The sequence below is a fragment of the Phytobacter diazotrophicus genome (assembly GCF_052061655.1).
GTDB classification, from domain to species: Bacteria; Pseudomonadota; Gammaproteobacteria; order Enterobacterales; family Enterobacteriaceae; genus Phytobacter; species Phytobacter diazotrophicus.
In genome coordinates this window covers 5,644,162-5,667,619 of sequence record NZ_CM125428.1, presented here as the reverse complement: position 1 = coordinate 5,667,619, position 23,458 = coordinate 5,644,162, and the positions used below count along the sequence as shown (strand labels likewise).

Sequence of the window (23,458 nt, the reverse complement as noted above, 5' to 3'; positions counted from 1 at the left end):
GGCGGACTCCACTCGAACAAAAATCGATAAATAAAAGGCAGAAACATTAATGATTGTTGACACACGTCGATCAGACCCAACGAGGGTGACGTGCGAACCGCTATCTGCGGTTTTACACGCTTCCTTCTGGCTGCATCATTGCACCGTTGAGGAAAGTGTACTTTGCCCTGTTCATGATCCACGGATCGCGATCGGGACCGCGGATCATAGCCTAAACTGCGTCAGAGATCTTCTGTTTATCACAGATTCTTCACGATTTATCCACAGGGGGATTCGGAATCGGGTAAGTGTAATCGATCCCAGGTGCAGTGCGGGACGATTTAGGCCGCATATTGGAAAATTTAATGAGTAATGCCAATTTCCTGCTTAATCGATCTAATGAAGATCCAGGCGGATCCTTGCGCTTTGCCCGCCAGGCCGTATAATCCACCACCCGGCGTGCTTTGCTCGTTTTTAGTCGTCGAGCACTGCTTATTTTTTACGCGAAACTGTGCAAAAATAAGCGTGTTATAAGGAAAGAGAATTGACTCCGGAGTGTACAATTATTACAATCCGGCCTCTTTAATCACCCATGGCTTCGGCGTCCGTCGTACGATATTCGTTCGGGTATCCAAAAAAGCCATTGAATTTATTCAAGTTTAGGTAGAAATCGCCATGAAACGCACTTTTCAACCGTCCGTACTGAAGCGCAACCGTTCTCACGGCTTCCGTGCTCGTATGGCTACTAAAAATGGTCGCCAGGTTCTGGCTCGTCGTCGCGCTAAAGGCCGCGCACGTCTGACCGTTTCCAAGTAATAAAGCTAACCCTGAGTGGTTAAGCTCGCATTTCCCAGGGAGTTACGTTTGTTAACTCCCAGTCATTTCACTTTCGTCTTCCAGCAGCCACAACGGGCTGGCACGCCGCAAATCACCATCCTCGGCCGCCTGAATTCGCTGGGGCATCCCCGTATCGGTCTTACCGTCGCTAAGAAAAACGTCAAACGCGCACATGAACGCAATCGGATTAAACGTCTGACGCGTGAAAGTTTTCGTTTGCGTCAGCATGAACTTCCCGCAATGGATTTCGTGGTAGTGGCGAAAAAGGGGGTTGCTGACCTCGATAACCGTGCTCTTTCGGAAGCGTTGGAAAAATTATGGCGCCGCCATTGTCGCCTGGCACTCGGCTCCTGATAGGCCTGATTCGGGTCTATCAAATCCTGATTAGTCCGCTACTCGGGCCGCGTTGCCGTTTCAACCCGTCATGCTCTCGCTATGGAATTGAGGCATTGCGCAGGTTTGGAGTGATAAAAGGCAGTTGGTTGACAGTGAAACGCGTATTAAAATGCCACCCTTTACACCCGGGTGGAGACGACCCCGTCCCGCCAGGACCCTTTAATACCAGAGAACACTAACGATGGATTCGCAACGCAATCTTTTTGTCATCGCTTTGTTGTTCGTGTCTTTCATGATCTGGCAAGCCTGGGAGCAGGATAAAAATCCTCAGCCTCAGCAGCAGACCACGCAGACTACGACCACCGCAGCGGGTAGCGCAGCCGACCAGGGCGTACCAGCCAGTGGCCAGGGGAAACTGATTACGGTTAAAACCGACGTGCTGGAATTGACTATCAACACCCGTGGTGGTGATGTCGAGCAGGCACAGCTTTTGGGTTATCCGAAAGAGCTGGGTTCCAGCGAGCCGTTCCAGTTACTGGAAACGACCCCGCAGTTTATCTATCAGGCGCAGAGCGGTCTGACCGGTCGCGACGGCCCGGATAATCCGGCGAACGGCCCACGTCCTCTGTACAACAGCGAAAAAGATGCGTTTGTGCTGGCTGATGGCCAGAACGAACTGGCCATTCCGCTGACCTATACCGATGCCGCTGGTAACACCTTCACCAAAACCTTCACCCTGAAACGCGGTGAATATGCGGTGAACGTAGGTTACAACGTGCAGAACGCCGGCGAGAAACCGCTGGAAGTGGCTACCTTCGGTCAGTTGAAACAGTCCATCAATCTGCCGTCGCACCGCGACACCGGCAGCAGCAACTTTGCATTGCATACTTTCCGTGGCGCTGCGTACTCCACGCCGGACGCGAAGTATGAAAAATACAAATTTGACACCATCGCCGATAACGAAAACCTGAACGTCAGCGCAAAAGGCGGTTGGGTCTCCATGCTGCAGCAGTATTTCGCTACCGCATGGGTTCCGCGTAACGAAGGCACCAATAACTTCTACACGGCGAACCTGGGCAACGGTATTGCCGCTATCGGTTATAAATCTGAACCGGTTCTGGTTCAGCCGGGTCAAACCAGTACGCTGGGCAGCACCCTGTGGGTCGGCCCGGAAATCCAGGATAAAATGGCTGCCGTTGCGCCGCACCTGGATCTGACCGTGGATTACGGCTGGCTGTGGTTTATCTCTCAGCCGCTGTTCAAACTGCTGAAATGGATCCACAGCTTCCTGGGTAACTGGGGCTTCTCCATCATCGCAATTACCTTTATCGTTCGTGGCATCATGTACCCGCTGACTAAAGCGCAGTACACCTCCATGGCGAAAATGCGTATGCTGCAGCCGAAGATTGCGGCAATGCGTGAGCGTCTGGGCGATGACAAGCAGCGTCAGAGCCAGGAAATGATGGCGCTGTACAAAGCAGAGAAAGTTAACCCGCTGGGTGGTTGCTTCCCGCTGGTTATCCAGATGCCAATCTTCCTTGCGCTGTACTACATGCTGATGGGTTCCGTTGAATTGCGCCATGCGCCGTTTGCCCTGTGGATCCATGACCTGTCTGCACAAGACCCGTACTACATCCTGCCGATCCTGATGGGCGTGACGATGTTCTTCATTCAGAAGATGTCTCCGACCACCGTGGCCGACCCGATGCAGCAGAAGATTATGACCTTTATGCCGGTCATCTTCACGGTGTTCTTCCTGTGGTTCCCGTCAGGTCTGGTGCTGTACTATATCGTCAGCAACCTGGTGACCATTATTCAGCAGCAGCTGATTTACCGTGGTCTGGAGAAACGTGGCCTGCATAGCCGCGAGAAGAAAAGCTCCTGATTCGGTGTAGGCCGGGTAAGCGTAGCGCCACCCGGTAATCAGAATAGTAATGACAGGGCGGTCTCATGACCGCCCTTTTTATTGGGATTCAATGAGACATATCATGAGCCATAACGACACGATCGTCGCCCAGGCTACCCCACCGGGACGCGGTGGCGTTGGTATCCTGCGTATTTCCGGCCTCAACGCGCGTGATGTTGCGCAAGCCGTGCTGGGTAAGCTGCCAAAACCGCGCTACGCCGACTATCTGCCGTTTAGGGATGCCGACGGCACCGCGTTAGATCAGGGCATTGCGCTGTGGTTTCCGGGCCCGAATTCATTTACTGGCGAGGACGTGCTGGAACTGCAGGGCCACGGCGGCCCGGTGATCCTCGATCTGCTGCTCAAACGTATTCTGACACTTCCGGGCGTACGCATTGCGAAACCGGGAGAGTTCTCCGAACGAGCATTCCTTAATGACAAGCTCGATTTAGCCCAGGCGGAAGCCATTGCCGATCTGATTGACGCCAGTTCAGAACAGGCGGCACGCTCGGCGCTGAACTCGCTGCAGGGGGCGTTTTCCGCACGCATTAATCACCTTGTGGAAGCACTCACTCACCTGCGTATCTACGTGGAAGCGGCCATTGATTTCCCGGATGAGGAAATCGACTTCCTGTCTGACGGCAAAATTGAAGCTCAGCTTAACAGCGTGATGGGCGATCTGGATGCCGTGCGCGCCGAAGCGCGTCAGGGCAGCCTGCTGCGCGAAGGGATGAAGGTAGTGATTGCTGGCCGTCCAAACGCCGGGAAATCGAGCCTGCTGAACGCACTGGCAGGTCGTGAGGCGGCGATCGTGACCGATATCGCCGGAACCACCCGCGACGTGCTGCGCGAGCATATCCACATCGATGGCATGCCGCTGCATATCATCGACACCGCCGGGCTGCGTGATGCCAGTGACGAAGTCGAGCGTATCGGCATTGAACGTGCCTGGCAGGAGATTGAACAGGCAGACCGCGTACTGTTTATGGTAGATGGCACTACCACCAGCGCCGTTGACCCAGCGGATATCTGGCCGGACTTTATTGCACGTCTGCCCGCCAAATTGCCCATTACCGTGGTGCGTAACAAAGCGGATGTGACCGGTGAAACGCCAGGCATCAGCGATGTAAATGGTCACTCACTTATCCGTCTGTCGGCACGTACTGGCGAAGGCGTGGATGAGTTGCGTAACCATCTCAAGCAGAGCATGGGCTTTGATACCAATATGGAAGGCGGCTTCCTGGCACGTCGTCGCCATCTGCAGGCGCTCTCCAACGCCGCCAGTCACCTTGAACAGGGTAAAGCGCAGCTACTGGGTGCCTGGGCAGGTGAACTGCTGGCAGAAGAGCTGAGACTGGCACAGCAGGCATTGAGTGAGATCACCGGTGAGTTTACCTCCGACGATCTGCTGGGCCGTATTTTCTCCAGCTTCTGTATCGGTAAATGAGCCAGACGACCGATGCCCTGTCCGCCCTCTACGAAGCGACCAGTGAACGCACGCTGGTCGCCTGGCAGAAGGCGCCTGTTTGCGGCGAGATAATGCAACATGCTTATTACGACCCGCACAAATTGGCGCTGGCGAGCGGGATTCAGCCACCTCTTCCCACTGCCGTCGCCTCGCTGCGCCAGCAGCTTGCGATACGGGTGAGCGACGATACGCTGGCCGATGTGATGCCCGCCGACGGCCTGCACTTTACCTTTCTCCCGATCACTCTGCCGCTTTATAACGCCGCAGAGCCGCCTGAGAATATGGCCTCTTTACTGACGCTCTGGCAGCGCTGGCGGCAACATACCGTTCGCATAAATGAACTGCGGCTGGTTGCGCTACCGGGTCAGATTTTACTGGCAGGTATTCCTGATGAAAAAAGCCAACAGGCACGCCAGCAATTTTGCGACGCGCTACTGGCCTCTCCCTGGCGCAATCATCTGATTGACCGCCATGCGCATACCCCACTACCACCGCCATTCTGGCACACAACGCTATTACGTTATCAGGCACAATACCTGCCCCCATCATTACGGCACTTTTTCCTCGCAAATCGCCAGCAACGCTACGGCAGCGTAGAAGGGACTCTGAAACTGGCTCAGGTGAATTACAACTGGACACGCGTGTTGCCGATTGAATGAATTGTGCAGGAAATATGTAGATGGGCACATATTGACTAAATTTATTGTAAATGTGGCCAGATTGGCCTTTTCAGCGGCGTTTTTCCGCATTAAAACCTATGCGGTATGCGCGATAATGTTGATTATCGTTTCCTGCATCAGACCATTATCACGGAGGGAAAATGGCAACGCATTTTGCACGAGGGATCCTCTCAGAGGGATGTTTAGTTTCAACGCGGCTCTCCCAGGCCTGTCATAACAGCGCCCGGCAACTTCCTGAACACCAGCAGTCGCGCTATCTGGCTTCACGGGCACTGCTCGCCGAAATGATGTTTATGCTTTATGGCATCAGCGAACTCCCGGACATCATAATTGAATCCAGCGGACGCCCGAAATTTTCCGATCCTGGCCTGCCACATTTCTCCCTGGCATACGCTGGAAATATGGTTGGCGTGGCGATCACTACCGAAGGCGAGTGTGGTCTGGACATGGAGTTACAGCGCGCCACCCGCAGTTTTCACAGCCCCCATGCACAAAAATCCTGGCAGTTCAGCAGCAACGAACAGCTCTGGATCAACAACCAGAACGATCCCAACGAAGCACAGGCGCAGCTCTCAACCCTGAGACAAAGCGTGCTTAAGCTTCTCAATCAAATGCAGGATTCCCCCGGCCTGTTGCAACTGCTACCTGGCGCCGGACGACTGCGCGTTCCCCAACTGGCTCAGGTCGAAGTTTTATGTGATGCTGAGGATGTCTTGATCTGGTCGGTTGCGGTGACGCCGGCCATCGAGAGCCTCAAGATCTGGGAGTTTGATAGTAAAAATGGGTGGCGCTTTCTGCCAGACGTGCAGACACGCGCGAACGATCCCGTCTCCCGCCTGATGCGCTTCACCAGTTTGCCAGCAGAAAAAGCCCTTATTATTAACTGACCCGATCGCAAGGAGTCATTATGTCTGCATCACTTAACGTTGTGACGTTACTGGGTAGTTTGCGTAAAGGATCGTTTAACGCGATGGTTGCGCGGACGTTACCCAAACTGGCCCCGGCGGGCATGGAGGTCTTACCTTTGCCGTCCATCGGGGACATTCCGTTGTATGACGCCGATTTGCAGCAGGAAGAGGGTTTTCCCGCACGTATCGAAGAGATTGCACAACAGATTCGCGAAGCGGATGGCGTGGTCATTGTGACCCCGGAATATAACTATTCCGTACCCGGTGGGCTGAAAAACGCCATTGACTGGCTTTCACGTCTTCCTGAACAGCCGCTGTCCGGCAAACCGGTGCTTATCCAGACCAGTTCAATGGGCGCGATTGGCGGCGCGCGTTGCCAGTATCACCTGCGGCAAATCCTGGTCTTCCTTGATGCCATGGTAATGAACAAGCCAGAATTTATGGGCGGCGTGATTCAAAGCAAAGTCGATCAGCAGACGGGAGAAGTGGTGGATCAAAGCACGCTCGATCATCTGACCGGGCAATTGACGGCCTTTGGCGACTATATTCAGCGGGTAAGACGCTGACAAAAATGCCCGGTAAGCATAGACGCTACCGGGCTTTGTCATTTTAACGGCAATTAATGCGCGTCGATAAAGACGATTTTCAGCACGAAGAGCACCGCAACCACAACCACACACGGGCTGAGGTCACGCAGGCGCCCAGTGAACAGCTTCATCACACAGTAAGAGATAAAGCCCAGTGCGATCCCTTCGGTAATTGAGAAGCTGAACGGCATCATAACGGCAGTAATAAACGCCGGAACCGCTTCGGTCAGATCATCCCACGTCACGCGAGAAAGGCTGGATGTCATCAGAACGCCAACATAAATCAGCGCACCCGCAGCGGCATAAGCAGGAACCATTCCGGCCAGCGGCGACAGGAAGATAACCAACAGGAACAGGATGCCGACGACAACAGCAGTCAGACCTGTGCGGCCACCAACAGAAACACCGGATGAGGATTCGATATAGGCGGTCACCGAAGAGGTACCGATGAACGAACCCGCCACGGAAGAGATACTGTCGACATATAGCGCCTGCTTCATGCGCGGGAATTTACCGTTCTCATCAACCAGACCCGCTTTGTCGGTCACACCGAGCAGGGTACCGGAGGAGTCAAAGAGGTTAACCAGCATAAAGGAGAAGATAACGCCTGCCAGGCCAATGTTGAACGACCCGGCCAGATCAACATTACCCACTACACTCGCCACGCTCGGCGGCGCAGAAATAATCCCGTGATACTGCACATCGCCCATCATCCAGCCCAGCAGAGTGGTCACGACGATAGAAATCAGTACCGCAGCATGAATATTGCGGGAAGCCAGAACAGCAATAATAAAGAAGCCCAGAACACCCAGCAGGACGCTGTGAGACGTCAGGTTACCAATGGCCACCAGCGTATCTTTGTTCGGCACAATCACACCGGCGTTTTTCAGGCCCATCATACCGATAAACAGACCAATACCGCTGGTGATGCCCACACGCAGGCTCACCGGAATGTTGGCAATCATCCAGTAACGAACGCGGAAAATAGTCAGCAACAGCAGACCTACCGCACCCCAGAAAATCGCGCCCATCCCAATTTGCCAGGACAGTCCCATCGCGCCCACCACCACAAACGCGAAGAAGGCGTTCAGGCCCATCGCGGGTGCCAGTGCAACCGGCAGGTTAGCAAACAGCCCCATCAGGATACTGCCGAACGCGGCAATCAGACAGGTGGTGACGAAGACCGCACTGGTGTCCATCCCGGCGACACCCAAAATCTGCGGGTTAACAAAAACGATGTAGACCATCGTCAAAAACGTGGTGAAACCGGCGATCACTTCGGTGCGTGCCGACGTGCCATGTTCACGCAGTTTAAACACGCGCTCAAGCAACCCGTGGCTCGACGCCTGGGTAGTGTGTTGTTGGCTCATTATCAATTTCCGAACAAGGAGGGAAAATTCGTCGCTATCCTATACCAAAATGAGACAATGTTGACGGTTATCACACACTTTTTTTCATTGAATTTGCTTATACGGCAACGATTGCGTGGGGTAATCTGCCTTAAGTAAACGATAAACTTGCAATATACAGGAAATGGCATGTCCCAAATTGAAGCAGTATTTTTCGACTGTGACGGCACCCTGGTAGACAGTGAAGTCATCTGTTCGCGCGCATATGTGCATATGTTTAAAGAATTTGGCATCACGCTCGATCTTGAAGAGGTGTTCAAACGTTTCAAAGGTATGAAACTCTACGAGATAATCGAGGTGACAGGCGAAGAACACGGCGTGACGCTGGACAAAACCAAACTGGAGCCAGTATTTCGCAGCGAAGTGGCGCGGCTGTTTGATTCCGAGCTGGAAATCATTCCGGGGGCGAAAGAGCTGCTTGATGCAGTCACCGTGCCTGTCTGTGTGGTCTCTAACGGCCCGGTAAGCAAAATGGAGCATTCACTTGGCAAAACTGGTCTTCTGCACCATTTCCCGAATCTGCTGTTCAGCGGCTACGATATTCAACGCTGGAAGCCCGACCCGGAACTGATGTTCCATGCGGCAAAAGCGCTGAATGTGAATACAACACGCTGCATTCTGATTGATGATTCGGTGGCGGGCGCACAGTCGGGTATTGCTGCAGGCATGGAAGTCTTTTATTTCTGTGCCGATCCGCATAACAAACCGATCGACCATCCACAGGTGACTACGTTCACAGAGTTGTCGCAGCTTCCGGCATTGTGGAAAGCTCGCGGCTGGAACATTACGCGCTAACGGTAAACGCCTCCCCCTAACAGGAGAGGCGTAATGCATCACTTAAACAGTTTCTGCACAAACTCAGCATACGCCGGACGCCAGACATCCATTTCGTGGTTCAGGCCCGGGTACATCTTGTAGTCGAATTTAATGCCTTGCTTCTCAAGATCGCTTTTCAGACCGGCAATGTCTTTGCCCGTGACGGAATCTTTTTCACCGACCACCACCGTGAAGTTATGCAGTTGCTTGTTGATCTCCTGAGGCTTGTTAAGCTGAGCGGTAACACCCGAATCCGGAACGGTTGTGGTCGTTACGCCACTCAGGGTCGCCAGCCAGCCAAAGCTATCAAGATGGTTCATCCCTGAGACCAGCGCCTGATAACCGCCCTGCGATAACCCGGCCAGCGCGCGCCCGCTTGCATCTTTGCGCACGTTAAACCGCGCATCGACCATAGGAATGATGTCATGCATCAGTTCGCGATCGGCCGCTTTAGCATTCAGCGGATAGAAAGTTTTGCGACGCTCTTTCGGCGGATAGTTTTCCGCAATCGCCTGCGCGATGTCGGTTTCCGTATCCGGCACGACCACCAGCATCGGTTTGATTTTCCCTTCGGCCAGCAGGTTGTCCATGATCTGCGGCAGGCGCCCCTGATCGATAGCCGAAAGACCGGTATCACCAAAACCATGATAGAAATAGAGGACCGGCAGCGGCTCGCCTTTGCCGTTATAGCCTGGCGGTGTCCAGATATAGACGCGACGCTCTGAGCTCAACGCTTTCGAGTGATAAGTCACCGTCAAGAGATCGCCATGCGGTACGGCGCGATCGTCGAGAATACTTCCCGGAACCAGGATCAGGCTGGTATTGACCTGACGCTGCGGTTTCTGAAAACGGCTTCCCGTGTCTACCGAACGGAAACCATCCACATCAAAGTAATATTCGTACAGATTCGGTGCCAGAGATTCGCTTTTCCACGACCAGACGCCGCTCTCATCTTTGCTCATATCATGGGAGACAAAGCTGTCCGGGGTGGAACCGGTAACCACCGACACCCGTTTTGCTGCTGGTGCAAACAGGCGAAAGGTAATGCTTTTATCGGCATTCACCTGGGTCACATACTGGCTGACCGGCACCGACAAATCCGGGGTTGCCGGAAAAGGGGCAGCAATGGCGGGAATCGCCGCGCTGCCAAGCAGTGCGGTGATGGCGAGTGTCAGACAGGCGATGTTTCTTTTCATATCAAATCCCTCGTATTTTTTTGTCGTTCATGCAGAGTTATTAAGCGGGCATTACCACCAGACCTCAGCCTGAACGCCTGCGGCAAACTGGTTATTTTTCTCATCAGCGAAGCTGAAATTATCCAGTTCGTTATCCAGCGCATGGATGTAGGTACCATAAAAACGAATTTCCGGGCGGGATGTCAGCATACTGGTGTTGACCTTAAGCGTATGGTAAAGCGTGGTTTTATACCCTGCCTCTTTGAACTTCGCGCCGTATTGATTTTTGTTCTGCTGGTTGAAATACGCCAGTTCTACGCCCGTCTGGTTGTATTTGTCCCAGATATACGCCGGACGTACCACCGCGCGATAGCTGGTGAAGTCACTGTGAGCGCCAGTCTCATAGCTATAGACATCTTCGCCTCGTGAATAGACCAGCGCGTTGGCCACGATCACATCGTCACGCAAATAGGTTTCGCCCTGCGAGACCAGACGAATCGCCGTACCGTTGGTGTGATCACCATAGTAACGACCATTGAACGCGATGTACGGGCTGGAACCGCTGTAACGGGCAAAGCTGCTTGCCAGTGAGTTATTGGCCATCAGGAAACTAAATTCGTTATAACCGCCGTTTTTAAATTTCTGCGTTAACGCCGTGCCAAACATCCAGGTATCTTTCCATTTGTAATACCCGTTGTCGTTCACGTTCTCTTTCTGCGTATCCGTCGAGTTCGCCATCGCGTAACGGCCATTGACCATCAGTTCTGCTTTATCCCACAACGGAATAGCTTTGTAGCGGACATCAACGGTGTTGGTGTTGAGTTTCTGTGAGTGACTTAGTGAGCGGTCGTATTGATCAATATCTTCACGCAGCAGCGCGATATCAAGCTTACCGCTGCCAAGCTTCATGTTTTCAATCCCAACGCCGCCGGAGGCATCAGTACGCTGCGTTTTCCAGTCGAGCATCTGTACTTCATATTTGGGAAGCTGGTGCTTACCCACCCACATATCCGCTTCCGGGGCGAACGGCAGGAAACCGGTGGTGGTCAGGTAGATATCAGAGAACTGCAGGTAGTTTTCATTGGTGCTGTTGTCGCCAAACCAGCCAGCAGAATAGGACTGCCCAACGTTACCATCGAGCATGACGACCGCTTTCGCGCTCTTACCATTTTCGTTATAGACGCGCTGGGAGAACTGCAAATCAAACCAACTGGTGTATTCATTGCCAAAACGCCCCAACGAGCCGATAGCCCAGGATTTGGGCGATCCGTTCGTGGTGGTCGCCCATCCCGAGCGGAAATAACCGTTGTAACTAAAGCCAATTTCGTCTTTGACGAACTTACTGAGATCTTTCATCGACATGGATGAAACATCTTCAGTTTTAGACGGCTGAGCACCCGGCGCTGGTGCTGTCTGCACCAGTACGGCAGCAGGGGCCGATGTCGTTTTCGCTGTACTTGCCGTCGCAGATGCGGGAGCAGGCGCAGAAGCGGTCTGCGCAAAGTAAACCGCCTGCTTATTCTTCTCTTCGTCCTTGTAGCGCTGTAATTCCTTTTTTGTTTCGCTGAGATCTTTCTCCAGCGCTGCAAGGCGCTGTTCGATGGTCATATTTCCGGTCGCGGCCATCGCAGGGGTAACTGAGTATAAAAATGATGATGCCAGAATTAAGGGTATTGTTTTTTTCATGGTTTCCATCCAACCATTTTTTGGATAAAAAAAAACCTGAACCCACCCGAGATGAATCGGGTGTGAGTTCAGGTTTTGCCTGTCGAAAGCAGTAACAATCCTGTACTGGAAACATCTTTGCGGCTGGCTGTTTTTTACTCAGCCCTAAAAACAAAAAACCTGGCACCTCCAGAAGGGAGATGTCAGGTTTAGCCCGCAAAGCGGTAGCAATCCAGTTTCAGCCCACAACATAGCGATTTTTAACCCACCGGCAATGCGCAAAATAATAAACTGTGATTTACCACGGGTTTTTAGTTCACCATTTCAGCAGCGGTACATTTTTATGGGCCAGATTCCGGTACCGGGCCTGATACAGAAACGTCGTTAATTTATTCCAGAATCAGAACGGCGGGTTTTCGGGAGAAAGAAATGGGAAGGCTTGTGGGGGTTATAAATAAACAGTGCCTTGCATCTGACCCTCTCCTGCAAATCAGCAAAAAAACGCCAGCAGATATGTCGCTGGCGTTTTTATTTGCTGAGCGCGGAAATCACTCTTTCGGGTCTTTTCCGGCGAGCAGTTTATCCAGTTCATCACCGCCAACATGACGGAAATCCTGGCCTTTAACAAAATAGAAAATGTATTCGCAAATATTCTGGCAACGGTCGCCGATACGCTCAATGGAACGGGCGCAGAATAGCGCGGTTAACACGCTTGGAATGGTGCGCGGATCTTCCATCATGTAGGTCATCAGTTGGCGCACGATACCTTCATATTCCTGATCCACTTTCTTGTCTTCACGGTAGATACGTACCGCTTCGTCAATATCCATACGCGCGAAAGCATCCAGTACGTCGTGCAGCATCTGCACGGTATGGCGGCCCAGAGATTCCAGGCTTACCAGCAGCGGCTGGTGCTGCGAGGAGAATTTCTCCAGCGCTGTGCGGCAGATTTTATCGGCAACATCGCCAATACGTTCCAGCTCAGCGATCGTTTTGATAATCGCCATCACCAGACGCAGGTCGCTGGCGGTCGGCTGGCGCTTGGCAATAATACGCACACAGGCTTCGTCGATAGCGACTTCCATCATGTTCACCTGCTTATCACCCTCAACAACGCGCTGAGCCAGCTCGCTGTCCTGGTTATGCATCGCAGTGATCGCGTCTGAAAGTTGTTGCTCTACCATCCCACCCATGGTCATCACCTGAGTGCGGATACTTTCCAGCTCGGCGTTAAACTGGCCGGAAATATGTTTGTTAAGATTGAGGTTGTCCATGGTGTCTCCTGATGCCCAACTATTTTTGGGCTATAACAAGGCGGCAACTGAGCGAATCCCCGGGGCGCATCATATGGCACGACCGGGGTGAACAAAGGCAGCCAACACAGTTAGAGCCTGAAAGCAGTATGGCAAATCAACCGTAGCGGCCAGTAATATAATCTTCGGTTTGCTTTTTCTTCGGCTTGGTGAACAGATCATCCGTGTTGCTGAACTCAATCAATTCGCCGAGATACATAAACGCCGTGTGATCGGAACAACGCGCAGCCTGCTGCATGTTGTGGGTAACGATGACGACGGTGTAATCCTGCTTCAACTCGGTGATCAATTCTTCGATACGACCAGTCGAAATGGGGTCGAGCGCCGAGCAAGGTTCGTCCAGCAGTAAGACTTCCGGACGGATCGCAATCCCACGGGCGATACACAGACGCTGCTGCTGACCACCGGAAAGAGAGTACCCGCTCTGGTGCAATTTATCCTTGGTTTCATTCCATAATGCGGCCTTGGTCAAGGCCCACTGCACACGTTCGTCCATATCGGCACGAGACAGCTTTTCAAACAGACGCACACCGAAGGCGATGTTGTCATAAATCGACATCGGGAACGGCGTTGGCTTCTGGAAAACCATCCCAACTTTTGCGCGCAGCAGGGCGATATCCTGGGTATTGGTGAGGATGTTATCCCCATCCAGCAGGATTTCACCTTCTGCGCGTTGCTCCGGGTACAGTTCAAACATTTTATTGAATGTACGCAGCAGCGTGGACTTACCGCAGCCTGACGGCCCGATAAACGCCGTTACCTGGTTTTTAGCAATGTCCAGGCTGATGTTTTTCAGGGCATGGAATTTGCCGTAATAGAAGTTCAAATCGCGAACCTGAATTTTGCCCGGCGTTGTATCAACCATACTCATTTATCTCTTTCCTCACTCGGCACCGCGTTTCACCGCGCCGCAAAAATTAGTGTTTCTTCGCCGCGAAAATGACACGCGCCAGAATGTTCAGTAGCAGCACACACAGCGTGATAATCAGAACACCGGCCCAGGCCAGTTGCTGCCATTCAGCAAACGGGCTCATCGCAAACTTAAAGATGGTGACCGGCAAGTTTGCAATCGGCCTCATCATGTCCGTGCTCCAGAACTGGTTCGACAGCGCGGTAAACAGCAGCGGTGCGGTTTCACCCGCGATACGCGCAACCGCCAGCAGCACGCCGGTCATGATCCCGGAGACAGAAGCTTTCACGGTAATGGCGGAAATCATCTTCCACTTCGGTGTCCCCAGCGCATAAGCCGCTTCACGCAGGCTATCCGGTACCAGTTTCAGCATGTTCTCTGTGGTACGAATCACGATGGGCACCTGCAGCAGCGCCAGCGCAATCACGCCTGCCCAGCCAGAGAAGTGTTGCATCTGCGCCACCACAATGGTGTAAACGAACAGGCCAACAACAATAGACGGTGCGGAAAGCAGAATATCGTTAATAAAACGGATAATTTCGGCCAGAATCGATTTACGCCCGTACTCAGCCAGGTAGATCCCGGCCATGATACCCAGCGGCGTACCAACAGCGGTCGCCCAGAAGATGAGCAGCGCACTTCCCGCCAGCGCATTCGCCAGCCCACCACCCGCCGTGTTTGGCGGCGGCGTCATTTCGGTAAAGAGCGCCAGAGACATCCCATCAAAACCACGACTAATGGTCGACAGGAGGATCCAGACCAGCCAGAACAGACCAAACGCCATGGTCGCCATTGAGAGCGTCAGGGCGATACGGTTTTTGGTACGGCGCTTAGCCTGCATCTTGCGACGGGATTCAGCCAGCTCTGCGGTGGTTTGCATTTCAAGCGTAGCCATTAGCGGGCCCCCTCATTTTTCGCCAGACGCATGATCATGAACTTAGAAATCGCCAGCACAATAAAGGTAATGACGAAGAGGATCAGACCCAGTTCCATCAAGGCCGCAACGTGCAGACCAGACTCCGCTTCGGCGAATTCGTTCGCCAGCGCGGAGGTAATACTGTTACCCGGCATATAGAGTGATGCGCTGTCGAGCTGGTAGGTGTTACCGATGATAAAGGTCACCGCCATGGTTTCGCCCAGTGCACGACCCAACCCCAACATAATGCCGCCGATAACACCATTTTTTGTGAACGGCAGAACAATACGCCAGATAACTTCCCAGGTGGTGCAGCCGATGCCGTAGGCAGACTCTTTCATCATCACCGGGGTTTGTTCGAATACATCGCGCATAACGGCGGCAATGTACGGAATGATCATAATGGCGAGGATAACCCCCGCAGCCAGGATACCAATACCAAATGCCGGGCCAGAGAAGAGGGCGCCAACAAACGGGATAGCGGACATAACGTTGCCGACCGGTTCCTGGAAATATTTGGCAAACAGCGGAGCGAAAATAAACAGACCCCACATGCCGTAAACGATACTGGGAATCGCCGCCAGCAGTTCAATCGCGATCCCAAGAGGGCGTTTCAGCCAGCCAGGCGCCAGCTCCGTCAGGAAGAGGGCGATACCAAAACTTACCGGAACAGCGATCAGTAGCGCGATTAAAGACGTTACCAGCGTGCCGTAAATCGGAACCAGAGCACCAAAGGTCTCATTCGGCGCATCCCACTCTTTGTTCCACAAGAAGGAAAAACCAAATTTCTGGATACTCGGCCAGGAGGAGAAAATCAGAGAAACGATAATGCCGCCGAGCAGCAATAGCACAATCAGCGCAGCCAGTTTTACCAGCGCGCTGAAAATCATGTCACCTTTTTTACCCGGGGGGCTAAAAGCCGGCTTGGTTGCAGCCATAAATCACTCTTTAAGTTTGGGCCAGGAAGCGCGCATTTTATCGTGCTTCCTGGCTAACGTAATGCCATACCCTAACTAATTCGAGTTGCAGCCAACACCAACACTGCTACGGCTCGAAGTATGGCGGGTATTAGTACAGCGCTTTACCGCTGCTGTCTTTCACGTTGGTTTTCCATGCAGCGCGAATCTGTGCAACAACGCTCTCAGGCAGGGTAGCGTAGTCCAGCTCATTAGCCTGTTTGCCACCGTTTTTGTATGCCCAGTCGAAGAATTTCAGCACTTCTGCGCCCTGCTCAGGATTTTTCTGCTCTTTGTGAACCAGGATGAAAGTGGTGGACGTAATCGGCCACACATCGGCACCTTTCTGGTTGGTCAGGTCCTGCGCGAAAGATTTGCTCCAGTCGATGTTTTTCGTCGCATTGGAGAAGTTTGCTTCGGTCGGGCTAACCGGTTTGCCATCAGCAGACAGCAGCTTGGTGTAGGTCAGGTTATTCTGCTTAGCGTAAGCATATTCAACATAACCAATGGAGCCCGGCAGACGCTGTACGAATGCAGCGATACCGTCGTTACCTTTACCGCCCAGACCGGTCGGCCAGTTAACAGTAGAGCCAGCGCCTACAGACGATTTCCACTCTTCGTTAACTTTTGCCAGGTAGCTGGTAAATACGAAAGATGTACCAGAACCATCAGCGCGACGTACGACAGCGATATTCTGAGAAGGCAGTTTTTTGCCCGGGTTCAGCTTAGCAATTGCCGCATCATCCCATTTTTTGATTTTGCCCAGGTAGATATCGCCCAGCGTTTTGCCATCCAGCACCAGCTCGCCAGATTTGAAACCTTCCAGGTTAACAGCCAGGACAACACCACCGATTACGGTAGGGAACTGGAACAGGCCTTCCTGAGCCAGTTTATCGTCAGCCAGCGGAGCATCAGAAGCACCGAAGTCAACGGTGTTTGCAGTGATCTGTTTTACGCCACCAGAAGAACCGATACCCTGGTAGTTAACCTTATTACCCGTTTCTTTCTGGTAAGTATCGGCCCATTTGGCATACACCGGCGCTGGGAAAGTTGCACCCGCACCTGTCAGGCTTGCAGCGGCGTTAACTGCAAATGCACTCAGTGAAAAGGTCGCGGCGACAACAGTTGCGACAGTGGTACGCATAACGTTCATAATGTCTCCTGCAAGGATCGTAAATCGTTGTTTAAGTGGCTACGACGAGCAAAATAGGACACTTTGATGACAGTTATATGCAATGATTGTTACTGTTTGATGACAATGACAGCTTTCAGGTAGATTAACCCTATCTTGTATGATTTATCAGCAAGATAACGTTATTAATGACAGTGAGATGTCAGTAAGATTTTAGTTTTATGACACTAAAAAAGTAGTAGATGCTGACGAGATGTCCCAGCAAAAAGCGACAAAAGTAGCCTTAGATCAATTCATTTTCGCCTGGGTTGCGTCAATGCCTGACGTCGATACTTGCCTATTCTGAGTGACGCACGCCACTGTATTAGTTTCGTCAGTTCTGGCCCGTTCATGACCTGCCGTGTCAACCATAAGAGAAGTAAACTCCCGGCCCAACACCCGACACTTAGCCATGAGAAAGAGGCGAACAACAACCATCCTGCCACCAGTACATTACAAACACATAACGCCGACCAGACGGCTAAAAATAATCGCAGGGATAATGTTCTTCCTTTCTCTGCTCCTGATAACGCCACCACAAGCAGAATGAAGATAACAAGACCTGCGATAACGCCCCAACCGCCGGTAACGGTTCTGAACGCGATGGCAAGACCGGCATAGCTCAACAGCAACGTATAAAACAGCACCAATATGCTGCCGAAATATGTCGTCCCACGGATGTAGTAAGCCTTCGGCATTTCCTGAAAGGCCTCCGCCAGCGCTTTTAATTGCGCCAGTTTACGGCCCGATATCCCCGCTTCCACCTTGTCGCAGTAGTCTATGAGCGCCAAAAATTTAAGCCCGATTATGCATTTCAACAGATTCATCATCATCCTGAAAAAAAAGAGGCTGCCATCAGGCAACCCCTTATATGCGTTATGACGTGGTTACGCTTTTATTCCACAGTGACTGATTTTGCCAGATTACGCGGCTGATCCACGTCGGTGCCTTTAATCAGCGCCACGTGATAGGCCAGCAATTGCAACGGAACAGTGTAGAAGATAGGAGCGATAACTTCATCAACGTGCGGCATATCAATGATATGCATAGTGTCGCTGCCTACAAACCCGGCATCCTGGTCGGCAAAGACATACAGTACACCGCCGCGCGCGCGAACCTCTTCAATGTTGGATTTCAATTTTTCCAACAGTTCATTGTTCGGCGCAATAACGATAACCGGCATATCATCGTCAATCAGGGCCAGTGGGCCGTGTTTCAGTTCACCGGCGGCATAGGCCTCTGCATGGATGTAGGAAATCTCTTTGAGCTTAAGCGCGCCTTCCAGGGCAATCGGGTATTGATCGCCACGCCCCAGGAACAACGCGTGATGCTTGTCAGAGAAGTCCTCGGCCAGTTGCGCGATACGTTTATCCTGAGACAGCATCTGTTCAATGCGGCTCGGCAGCGTCTGCAGGCCATGGACAATGCTATGTTCGATTGAGGCATCCAGCCCTTTCAGACGGCTCAGTTTCGCCACCAGCATCAACAGAACCGTTAGCTGAGTCGTGAAGGCTTTGGTGGACGCCACGCCAATTTCCGTACCCGCATTCGTCATGATGGCCAGATCGGATTCACGTACCAGCGAGGAGCCAGGAACGTTACAGATAGCCAGCGAGCCCAGATAGCCAAGCTCTTTAGACAAACGCAGCCCCGCCAGGGTGTCTGCCGTTTCACCAGACTGAGAGAGCGTAATCATCAGACTATTACGACGCACGGCAGATTTGCGGTAACGGAATTCGGAGGCGATTTCTACATCACAGGGTACACCGGCCAGCGATTCAAACCAGTAACGAGAAACCATACCGGAGTTGTATGAGGTACCGCAGGCAATGATCTGAATATGCTCAATCTTACTCAGCAGATCATTCGCATGGGAGCCCAGCTCGCTTAAATCCACTTCACCGTGGCTGATACGCCCGGTCAGGGTGTTTTTAATCGCATTCGGCTGCTCATAGATCTCTTTCTGCATATAGTGACGGTAAGCGCCTTTGTCGCCTGCGTCATATTGCAGATTGGATTCAATCTCCTGGCGCTTAACCAGCTCGCCCGTTTTATCAAATACCGTCACGCTGCGACGTGTTACCTCAGCGATATCTCCCTCTTCAAGGAAGATAAAGCGACGGGTTACCGGCAATAGAGCCAGTTGATCGGACGCGATAAAGTTTTCACCCATGCCCAGACCGATAACCATCGGGCTACCAGAACGAGCTGCCAGCAGTGTACTCGGATCGCGGGAATCCATGATAACCGTGCCGTACGCGCCACGCAGTTGCGGAATAGTACGCAGAACAGCATCACGCAGCGTACCGCCTTTCGCCAGCTCCCAGTGCACTAAGTGAGCAATCACTTCTGTATCGGTCTCAGACACAAAAGTGTAGCCACGCGCTTTCAGTTCTTCGCGCAGCGGTTCGTGGTTTTCGATAATGCCGTTGTGTACTACGACGATGTGTTCAGACACATGCGGGTGTGCGTTGCCTTCAGAAGGTTCCCCGTGGGTCGCCCAACGGGTGTGAGCAATACCGGTACCACCGTGTAACGGATGCTCTTCCGCGGCCTGAGCCAGCATCTGTACTTTACCGAGACGACGCAGACGGGTCATATGACCTTGTGCATCAACTACTGCCAGACCGGCAGAGTCATAACCACGGTATTCCAGACGACGTAAGCCTTCCAGAAGGATTTCAGCAATATCACGCTGCGCAACTGCGCCAACAATTCCACACATAGTTAGATTTCCTGATTATGGCATTGTGCCATGCGTTGTCGCTGACCTGTTTGCCCTTTACGGGCGCCCCGAGCCTTGTAGAGAGTGGGGTTATTTTTATGGTACTGCTTGTCGGGTGGGGGATTATGTTATCCCCTCATCCCTGGTTGCCGGATTACTCCGGCATGAAAATTACTTTTTCTTCACCGGACGCTGCCAACCCTTTTTATGGACCTGCGGCACACGGGTTAAGACCAGTTCGTTATCGGCGACATTGCGGGTAACCGTCGTACCTGCCGCAATGGTTGCCCCTTTACCCACGCTCACTGGCGCCACCAGTTGGGTATCAGATCCAACAAACACATCATCACCAATAACGGTCTTGTGTTTATTGGCGCCATCATAGTTGCAGGTGATGGTTCCCGCGCCGATATTGACGTTGTCGCCAATTTCCGCGTCGCCAAGGTAAGTCAGATGACCCGCTTTCGAGCCTTTGCCCAGACGCGCTTTTTTCATCTCAACGAAGTTGCCTACATGCGCGCCTTCCTGCAATTCAGCCCCCGGACGCAGGCGGGCAAACGGGCCAATTGTACAGGCGGCTTCAAGCGTGGCATCTTCCAGCACGCTGTAAGGACTGATTTCACAGCCATCGCCAATGACGCTATTTTTGATGACACAGCCTGCGCCAATTTTCACGCGGTTGCCTAGTTTGACGTCGCCTTCAATAATCACGTTAGCATCAATCTCAACATCCCGCCCATGCGTCAGCGTTCCACGCAGATCGAAGCGGGCCGGGTCGCGCAGCATCACGCCTGCAAGAAGTAATCTTTCAGCCTGTTCAGTTTGATAGACGCGTTCGAGGCGGGAGAGCTGGAGGCGGTTGTTCACGCCTTCCACTTCGCTCAGGCGCTGCGGATGGACGGCTGCAATTTCATGGCCTTCCTTATAAGCAAGAGCAATAATATCGGTGATGTAATATTCACCCTGCGCATTATTATTGGTGAGCTGACTCAGCCAGCGTTTCATATCGCCGCCGTTAGCTATCAAAATACCGGTATTGATTTCCTGAATCTGGCGCTGCGGCTCAGTCGCATCTTTATGTTCAACAATGCCGGTTACTTTACCGTTCTCACGCGTGATACGGCCGTATCCACTTGGATCATCCAGCTTCACGGTGAGCAGGCCAATACCACCTTGCGGTTTCGCTTCACGCAGACGGGTAAGAGTATCGATCGATATCAGCGGCACATCGCCATACAGCATCAGGATATCTTCGTCGTCGGCGAAGAATGGCGCAGCCTGCTGCATTGCATGCCCGGTGCCCAGTTGTTCAGCCTGTAACACCCAGTTAAGTTTTTCGTCAGGCAGCGTTTGTTTTAACAGATCGCCGCCGTGCCCATAGACAAGGTGTACATGATCGGCGCCTAGATTATTCGCCACATCAATGACATGCTGAACCATCGCTTTCCCTGCAAGGGTATGCAGCACTTTCGGAAGATCGGAATACATGCGTGTGCCTTTGCCAGCGGCAAGGATCACCACACTCATTTTCGTGTTCAACATACGCGTCCTGACTTTAATTTGAGTGGAAGTTTTACTGTTTCACCTTGAAAATTCTACATTTTTTTCAACGCAAAATGGCAAGAAAGTAAAATGCACAACCTGCCTTACCAGATCGTAATTTAGGGCATTTTTTTGGCTTTTACATGGTACTTTATATTCAAAAATGGTGCTTCCTGCACGGGTATCGTGAGCAGGGCAATGTTTTTGCTATTTTTTTTAGCCATGAATAAAGTCCTGAGCAAAACATTCATGTATCCAATAAAAGTACAGAATTTGCCCATAAAAAAAGCCAGCCTGATAATCAGACTGGCTTTTTGACTTTAAGCCGGTGTTACATCGCTTTTTTGGTCAACTCGATAACGCGCAGTTTCGCAATAGCTTTCGCCAGTTCGGCAGACGCCTGAGCGTAATCCACGTCGCCGTGCGAGCTCTTAATGTGCTCTTCGGCTTTACGTTTCGATTCCAGTGCTCGCGCTTCGTCGAGATCCTGGCCACGAATAGCGGTATCAGCCAGTACGGTCACGTTGCCAGGCTGCACTTCAAGAATGCCGCCGGACAGATAGATAAACTCTTCATGACCGTGCTGTTTCACGATGCGGATCATACCAGGCTTAATGGCGGTGAGCAGCGGCGCGTGACCAGGGTAAATACCCAGCTCACCTTCGCTACCCGTTACCTGGATTTTCTCGACCAGACCAGAGAACATTTGTTGCTCTGCACTGACGACGTCCAGGTGGTAAGTCATTGCCATATCACCCTCCGATTAAGGCGTTAAAGTTTTTTGGCTTTTTCCACGGCTTCGTCAATGGAACCGACCATGTAGAACGCCTGCTCCGGCAGGTGATCGTATTCGCCTTCCATGATGCCTTTAAAGCCACGGATGGTGTCTTTCAGGGAGACGTATTTGCCCGGAGAACCGGTAAATACTTCTGCCACGAAGAACGGCTGGGACAGGAAGCGCTGAATCTTACGCGCACGTGCTACCACCAGTTTGTCTTCTTCTGACAGCTCATCCATACCCAGGATGGCGATGATGTCTTTCAGTTCCTGGTAACGCTGCAGGATAGACTGAACGCCACGCGCAGTGTCGTAGTGCTCCTGACCAACAACCAGAGGATCCAGCTGACGGCTGGTGGAGTCCAGCGGGTCAACGGCCGGGTAAATACCCAGAGACGCGATCTGACGGCTCAGTACCACGGTTGCATCTAAGTGAGCAAAGGTGGTGGCTGGTGACGGGTCAGTCAAGTCATCCGCAGGTACGTATACCGCCTGTACGGAGGTGATAGAACCGGTTTTGGTGGAGGTGATACGTTCTTGCAGAACACCCATCTCTTCCGCCAGAGTCGGCTGATAACCTACCGCTGAAGGCATACGACCCAGCAGTGCAGATACTTCTGTACCGGCCAGGGTGTAACGATAGATGTTGTCGACGAACAACAGTACGTCACGACCTTCGTCACGGAATTTCTCTGCCATGGTCAGACCGGTCAGTGCAACGCGCAGACGGTTTCCCGGCGGCTCGTTCATCTGGCCATACACCAGGGATACTTTGTCGATAACGTTGGAGTCGGTCATTTCGTGGTAGAAGTCGTTACCCTCACGAGTACGTTCACCTACGCCCGCAAATACGGAGTAACCGGAGTGCTCGATCGCGATGTTACGGATCAGCTCCATCATGTTTACGGTTTTACCTACACCCGCACCACCGAACAGACCCACTTTACCGCCCTTAGCGAACGGACACATCAGGTCGATTACTTTGATACCGGTTTCCAGCAGTTCCTGAGAGTTTGACAACTCTTCGTAGGAAGGTGCTGCACGGTGGATCGCCCAACGCTCTTCTTCACCGATGTCGCCTTTCATGTCTACTGGTTCGCCCAGTACGTTCATGATACGACCCAGTGTTGCTTTACCTACCGGGACTTCGATCGGGTGAGCCAGGTCTGTTACTTCCAGACCACGACGCAGACCATCAGAAGAACCCATTGCGATGGTACGTACTACGCCACCGCCGAGCTGCTGCTGAACTTCCAGCACCAGACGCTCTTCACCATTCTTTACCTCAAGTGCATCGTACACTCGTGGTACGGCATCCTGAGGGAACTCGACGTCCACCACGGCGCCGATTACCTGGATAATTTTTCCAGTAGCCATCTTGA

At 52.4% G+C, this 23,458-nt stretch carries 22 protein-coding genes and 1 pseudogene; 10 read left to right on the top strand and 13 right to left on the bottom strand.

Annotated elements, in window-relative coordinates; translation table 11 throughout:
• Positions 1 to 344: 344 nt before the first annotated feature.
• From ACS0RQ_RS27410 to ACS0RQ_RS27370, 9 genes are all read left to right on the top strand, one after another.
• A complete protein-coding gene (locus ACS0RQ_RS27410) occupies positions 345 to 425 on the top strand; it encodes a hypothetical protein (RefSeq protein ID WP_418904030.1) in 81 nt (26 codons plus the stop codon).
• Positions 426 to 654: 229 nt separating this feature from the next.
• Complete coding sequence (gene rpmH, locus ACS0RQ_RS27405) at positions 655 to 795, top strand: 50S ribosomal protein L34 (protein WP_000831330.1); 141 nt, start codon at positions 655 to 657, stop codon at positions 793 to 795.
• A gap of 15 nt (positions 796 to 810) precedes the next feature.
• On the top strand, positions 811 to 1,170 hold the full coding sequence (gene rnpA, locus ACS0RQ_RS27400; RefSeq protein WP_071195137.1) for a ribonuclease P protein component: 360 nt from the start codon (positions 811 to 813) through the stop codon (positions 1,168 to 1,170).
• Positions 1,134 to 1,391 (top strand): membrane protein insertion efficiency factor YidD, encoded by a 258-nt coding sequence (gene yidD, locus ACS0RQ_RS27395; RefSeq protein WP_072039764.1) that lies wholly within the window; start codon positions 1,134 to 1,136, stop codon positions 1,389 to 1,391. Before rnpA ends, yidD begins: the two co-directional genes overlap by 37 nt.
• Before the next feature lie 2 nt (positions 1,392 to 1,393).
• A complete protein-coding gene (yidC, locus tag ACS0RQ_RS27390; RefSeq protein ID WP_039080024.1) occupies positions 1,394 to 3,037 on the top strand; it encodes a membrane protein insertase YidC in 1,644 nt (547 codons plus the stop codon).
• Positions 3,038 to 3,140: 103 nt separating this feature from the next.
• Positions 3,141 to 4,505 (top strand): tRNA uridine-5-carboxymethylaminomethyl(34) synthesis GTPase MnmE, encoded by a 1,365-nt coding sequence (mnmE, locus tag ACS0RQ_RS27385; RefSeq protein WP_271849158.1) that lies wholly within the window; start codon positions 3,141 to 3,143, stop codon positions 4,503 to 4,505.
• The gene (locus ACS0RQ_RS27380) at positions 4,502 to 5,185 is read left to right on the top strand and encodes a hypothetical protein (RefSeq protein WP_271849157.1); all 684 of its coding nucleotides are present in this window, start codon (positions 4,502 to 4,504) and stop codon (positions 5,183 to 5,185) included. The genes mnmE and ACS0RQ_RS27380 overlap by 4 nt, the downstream gene beginning before the upstream one ends.
• Positions 5,186 to 5,346: 161 nt before the next feature.
• On the top strand, positions 5,347 to 6,093 hold the full coding sequence (locus tag ACS0RQ_RS27375; RefSeq protein ID WP_271849156.1) for a 4'-phosphopantetheinyl transferase family protein: 747 nt from the start codon (positions 5,347 to 5,349) through the stop codon (positions 6,091 to 6,093).
• A gap of 20 nt (positions 6,094 to 6,113) precedes the next feature.
• On the top strand, positions 6,114 to 6,680 hold the full coding sequence (locus ACS0RQ_RS27370) for an NADPH-dependent FMN reductase (protein WP_271849155.1): 567 nt from the start codon (positions 6,114 to 6,116) through the stop codon (positions 6,678 to 6,680).
• A 53-nt stretch (positions 6,681 to 6,733) separates the two neighbouring features.
• On the opposite strand, the gene ACS0RQ_RS27365 is transcribed toward ACS0RQ_RS27370, so the two are convergent.
• A complete protein-coding gene (locus tag ACS0RQ_RS27365; protein ID WP_271849154.1) occupies positions 6,734 to 8,071 on the bottom strand; it encodes an NCS2 family permease in 1,338 nt (445 codons plus the stop codon).
• Between the two features lie 168 nt (positions 8,072 to 8,239).
• Here ACS0RQ_RS27365 and yieH point away from each other — a divergent pair, with 168 nt between their 5' ends.
• Entirely contained in the window at positions 8,240 to 8,905 is a 666-nt protein-coding gene (gene yieH / locus ACS0RQ_RS27360) for a 6-phosphogluconate phosphatase (RefSeq protein WP_039080018.1), read from the top strand.
• Between the two features lie 38 nt (positions 8,906 to 8,943).
• Here the strand turns inward: yieH and ACS0RQ_RS27355 are convergent, their stop codons facing one another.
• The 12 genes and pseudogenes from ACS0RQ_RS27355 to atpD all read right to left on the bottom strand — a co-directional run bounded on the left by ACS0RQ_RS27355 (position 8,944) and on the right by atpD (position 23,453).
• Positions 8,944 to 10,122, bottom strand: a complete 1,179-nt coding sequence (locus ACS0RQ_RS27355; RefSeq protein WP_271849153.1) for an esterase — start codon at positions 10,120 to 10,122, stop codon at positions 8,944 to 8,946.
• 51 nt (positions 10,123 to 10,173) lie between these two features.
• Positions 10,174 to 11,706, bottom strand: a pseudogene (locus ACS0RQ_RS27350) (carbohydrate porin); the annotation flags it as partial.
• Positions 11,707 to 12,314: 608 nt separating this feature from the next.
• On the bottom strand, positions 12,315 to 13,040 hold the full coding sequence (gene phoU, locus ACS0RQ_RS27345) for a phosphate signaling complex protein PhoU (RefSeq protein WP_039080015.1): 726 nt from the start codon (positions 13,038 to 13,040) through the stop codon (positions 12,315 to 12,317).
• 136 nt (positions 13,041 to 13,176) lie between these two features.
• A complete protein-coding gene (gene pstB / locus ACS0RQ_RS27340) occupies positions 13,177 to 13,950 on the bottom strand; it encodes a phosphate ABC transporter ATP-binding protein PstB (protein WP_039080014.1) in 774 nt (257 codons plus the stop codon).
• A 46-nt stretch (positions 13,951 to 13,996) separates the two neighbouring features.
• Positions 13,997 to 14,884, bottom strand: coding sequence for a phosphate ABC transporter permease PstA (gene pstA / locus ACS0RQ_RS27335; RefSeq protein ID WP_039080013.1), 888 nt, complete (start codon positions 14,882 to 14,884; stop codon positions 13,997 to 13,999).
• The gene (pstC, locus tag ACS0RQ_RS27330; protein WP_193794748.1) at positions 14,884 to 15,843 is read right to left on the bottom strand and encodes a phosphate ABC transporter permease PstC; all 960 of its coding nucleotides are present in this window, start codon (positions 15,841 to 15,843) and stop codon (positions 14,884 to 14,886) included. Before pstC ends, pstA begins: the two co-directional genes overlap by 1 nt.
• A gap of 130 nt (positions 15,844 to 15,973) precedes the next feature.
• Positions 15,974 to 17,014, bottom strand: a complete 1,041-nt coding sequence (gene pstS, locus ACS0RQ_RS27325; RefSeq protein ID WP_271849151.1) for a phosphate ABC transporter substrate-binding protein PstS — start codon at positions 17,012 to 17,014, stop codon at positions 15,974 to 15,976.
• Positions 17,015 to 17,286: 272 nt separating this feature from the next.
• Complete coding sequence (locus ACS0RQ_RS27320) at positions 17,287 to 17,895, bottom strand: hypothetical protein (RefSeq protein ID WP_499079252.1); 609 nt, start codon at positions 17,893 to 17,895, stop codon at positions 17,287 to 17,289.
• A gap of 32 nt (positions 17,896 to 17,927) precedes the next feature.
• Positions 17,928 to 19,757 (bottom strand): glutamine--fructose-6-phosphate transaminase (isomerizing), encoded by a 1,830-nt coding sequence (gene glmS, locus ACS0RQ_RS27315; protein ID WP_271849149.1) that lies wholly within the window; start codon positions 19,755 to 19,757, stop codon positions 17,928 to 17,930.
• A 171-nt stretch (positions 19,758 to 19,928) separates the two neighbouring features.
• Entirely contained in the window at positions 19,929 to 21,299 is a 1,371-nt protein-coding gene (gene glmU, locus ACS0RQ_RS27310; protein WP_271849148.1) for a bifunctional UDP-N-acetylglucosamine diphosphorylase/glucosamine-1-phosphate N-acetyltransferase GlmU, read from the bottom strand.
• Between the two features lie 331 nt (positions 21,300 to 21,630).
• Complete coding sequence (locus ACS0RQ_RS27305; RefSeq protein ID WP_039080007.1) at positions 21,631 to 22,050, bottom strand: F0F1 ATP synthase subunit epsilon; 420 nt, start codon at positions 22,048 to 22,050, stop codon at positions 21,631 to 21,633.
• 20 nt (positions 22,051 to 22,070) lie between these two features.
• Positions 22,071 to 23,453 (bottom strand): F0F1 ATP synthase subunit beta, encoded by a 1,383-nt coding sequence (atpD, locus tag ACS0RQ_RS27300; RefSeq protein ID WP_039080006.1) that lies wholly within the window; start codon positions 23,451 to 23,453, stop codon positions 22,071 to 22,073.
• Positions 23,454 to 23,458: the final 5 nt, after the last annotated feature.

Excerpts from the sequence above, each read along its gene's own strand:
- rpmH (WP_000831330.1), top strand. The coding sequence starts at position 655 with ATGAAACGCACTTTTCAACCGTCCGTACTGAAGCGCAACCGTTCTCAC.
- yieH (WP_039080018.1), top strand. The coding sequence starts at position 8,240 with ATGTCCCAAATTGAAGCAGTATTTTTCGACTGTGACGGCACCCTGGTA.
- ACS0RQ_RS27355 (WP_271849153.1), bottom strand. The coding sequence starts at position 10,122 with ATGAAAAGAAACATCGCCTGTCTGACACTCGCCATCACCGCACTGCTT.
- pstS (WP_271849151.1), bottom strand. The coding sequence starts at position 17,014 with ATGAACGTTATGCGTACCACTGTCGCAACTGTTGTCGCCGCGACCTTT.
- ACS0RQ_RS27305 (WP_039080007.1), bottom strand. The coding sequence starts at position 22,050 with ATGGCAATGACTTACCACCTGGACGTCGTCAGTGCAGAGCAACAAATG.
- ACS0RQ_RS27380 (WP_271849157.1), top strand. The coding sequence starts at position 4,502 with ATGAGCCAGACGACCGATGCCCTGTCCGCCCTCTACGAAGCGACCAGT.
- ACS0RQ_RS27365 (WP_271849154.1), bottom strand. The coding sequence starts at position 8,071 with ATGAGCCAACAACACACTACCCAGGCGTCGAGCCACGGGTTGCTTGAG.
- yidD (WP_072039764.1), top strand. The coding sequence starts at position 1,134 with ATGGCGCCGCCATTGTCGCCTGGCACTCGGCTCCTGATAGGCCTGATT.
- phoU (WP_039080015.1), bottom strand. The coding sequence starts at position 13,040 with ATGGACAACCTCAATCTTAACAAACATATTTCCGGCCAGTTTAACGCC.
- yidC (WP_039080024.1), top strand. The coding sequence starts at position 1,394 with ATGGATTCGCAACGCAATCTTTTTGTCATCGCTTTGTTGTTCGTGTCT.
- pstA (WP_039080013.1), bottom strand. The coding sequence starts at position 14,884 with ATGGCTACGCTTGAAATGCAAACCACCGCAGAGCTGGCTGAATCCCGT.
- mnmE (WP_271849158.1), top strand. The coding sequence starts at position 3,141 with ATGAGCCATAACGACACGATCGTCGCCCAGGCTACCCCACCGGGACGC.
- ACS0RQ_RS27375 (WP_271849156.1), top strand. The coding sequence starts at position 5,347 with ATGGCAACGCATTTTGCACGAGGGATCCTCTCAGAGGGATGTTTAGTT.
- glmS (WP_271849149.1), bottom strand. The coding sequence starts at position 19,757 with ATGTGTGGAATTGTTGGCGCAGTTGCGCAGCGTGATATTGCTGAAATC.
- pstC (WP_193794748.1), bottom strand. The coding sequence starts at position 15,843 with ATGGCTGCAACCAAGCCGGCTTTTAGCCCCCCGGGTAAAAAAGGTGAC.
- glmU (WP_271849148.1), bottom strand. The coding sequence starts at position 21,299 with ATGTTGAACACGAAAATGAGTGTGGTGATCCTTGCCGCTGGCAAAGGC.
- ACS0RQ_RS27410 (WP_418904030.1), top strand. The coding sequence starts at position 345 with ATGAGTAATGCCAATTTCCTGCTTAATCGATCTAATGAAGATCCAGGC.
- atpD (WP_039080006.1), bottom strand. The coding sequence starts at position 23,453 with ATGGCTACTGGAAAAATTATCCAGGTAATCGGCGCCGTGGTGGACGTC.
- ACS0RQ_RS27370 (WP_271849155.1), top strand. The coding sequence starts at position 6,114 with ATGTCTGCATCACTTAACGTTGTGACGTTACTGGGTAGTTTGCGTAAA.
- pstB (WP_039080014.1), bottom strand. The coding sequence starts at position 13,950 with ATGAGTATGGTTGATACAACGCCGGGCAAAATTCAGGTTCGCGATTTG.